Source organism: Pseudomonas sp. IT-P74 (assembly GCF_949768175.1).
GTDB lineage: Bacteria > Pseudomonadota > Gammaproteobacteria > Pseudomonadales > Pseudomonadaceae > Aquipseudomonas.
The window spans coordinates 1-1,608 of record NZ_CATKQD010000031.1 but is presented as its reverse complement, the minus strand read 5'-3'; the positions used below and the strand labels follow the sequence as shown (position 1 = coordinate 1,608).

The 1,608-nt window shown below is 53.0% G+C and carries 1 protein-coding gene and 1 pseudogene; both read right to left on the bottom strand.

Annotated elements, in window-relative coordinates:
- A pseudogene (locus tag ACM6J5_RS16335) lies at positions 1-469 on the bottom strand (hypothetical protein); the annotation flags it as partial.
- Between the two features lie 418 nt (positions 470-887).
- Complete coding sequence (locus tag ACM6J5_RS16330; RefSeq protein ID WP_414928969.1) at positions 888-1,517, bottom strand: hypothetical protein; 630 nt, start codon at positions 1,515-1,517, stop codon at positions 888-890.
- Between the last annotated feature and the right edge of the window lie 91 nt (positions 1,518-1,608).

Sequence of the window (1,608 nt, the reverse complement as noted above, 5' to 3'; positions counted from 1 at the left end):
GGTAGATCTTGCGGGTGATGCGGTTGAAGCGGACGATCAGGCGTCGGGCGGTGAAAATTTCAAGTCGAAAGTAAGGAAAAACGTATTTCATGTATAAATACAGAGAAGTTATGGGGATCAATGGGATGGCATGCAACAATATAATATTAAAAACATCCAGCGGCGTTGTTTCATCGCTGTACTCGCCACGGTAATATATGACAAGGAAGTAAAGTGTCGCGACGAGCATCCAGATAAAGAGAGCACCACAGGTTCCAGGTATTAACGTAATTAGTCCACGCTTCTCATCGTTTGGAGTGCGAACATCAATGTACGTGGAATTGTAATCATAAAGAGACTCGTTGTCCGAAATCGCTTGGGAAACCGGTTGCGTTACCCGGATAGGCGGGAGCTTTTCTTTGTTCGCTATTTGCTGGTCAGCTTCTTTCGCCAATGCTTCGTAATCAGTCGTCGCGCGACCGTCGTACATGAGCCATTCAAAAAAATACATTAGAGAGTTGTCTCGATAGGTTTGTGAAAGTTTTTTAGCTCTTGCTCTACGGATTCGGGGGTTCCATTGCTTCGATCTTTTCGGAAAGTACAGTGGTTCAAGTAGTTCTGAAGCTCATTGGGAAGCAGCATTTCTAACGCGACGGAAGTTGCGAAAATCACCAGGTTTATTCGTATGCACCAACGCAGCATAAAAGCCATTCTCAACGCTAATTGTGTGGACGTTTGATGGGCATATACCAAAAAACGATTTCGTCCATGTATCTGCATTAGCCGTTCTAAATACGGGCCTGCTGCTGCCAGACCTATAGCTGTTGAAAAAAGCGCAGATCCAGCTTGAGCAGCCGCTCGGATAAAATAAACCCCCGCGAGCGACAATTTTTTTTGATTGGAAGCTTTCACACCGTCGACGATATCGAAAGCTGCTCCGGTTGCTGCCGCACCCCCAGCCAACACCCCGCCATCAACTTCAACTGACTCCCCATCACCCGCCCGGCCTGGCGAATCGCCGTGTTTTGACTTCGCTCAGCCAACCCCACCGCCACAGCCCCCAATTCCAGCCCGACCGCCGACACCGCGAGCATGGCGGCCGTCAGTTCGATGTACTCGCGCGTGCCTTTGTCCGCCTTTTCTGCCTTCAGCTTCAGGTTCCAGACCTCCAGCAAGGCCAGGGTGCTGCCCAGGCGCACTTCCAGCATGGGTCCGGCGGCACCCGCGGCCAGCGAGTCGCCGAAGCTCTTGTGGGCGGCCAGGCCTATTTTCGCCTTGACCCCCTGGCTGAGCGGCATGGTCCTGCTTTCGAAATGCAGTTGCTCTCCCAAATGGCCCAGCCTCGCCTTGAACACCAGGGCCAGCGCGGTGTTGAGCGGGCCATCCAGCCTGGAAGCCGCGTTGCTTTGCAGCAGGCGGGTACCGAAGGTGTTGGTCAGCAACACCGCGCCGCTGAGTCGGATGGCAGAGGGCGGCGTATTGAGGAGTCGGAGGGTGGGGTTACTGAAACCCCAGTAATCGGTTGAACCGAATTTCATGGGATCAGCGGCCTGCATCCTCAATGGAACGAGGAAACCTTGGCTCGTAACACAACAGCAGGGAGACCCAATGGCCACAGGCATGCACAAG

Excerpts from the sequence above, each read along its gene's own strand:
- ACM6J5_RS16330 (WP_414928969.1), bottom strand. The coding sequence starts at position 1,517 with ATGAAATTCGGTTCAACCGATTACTGGGGTTTCAGTAACCCCACCCTC.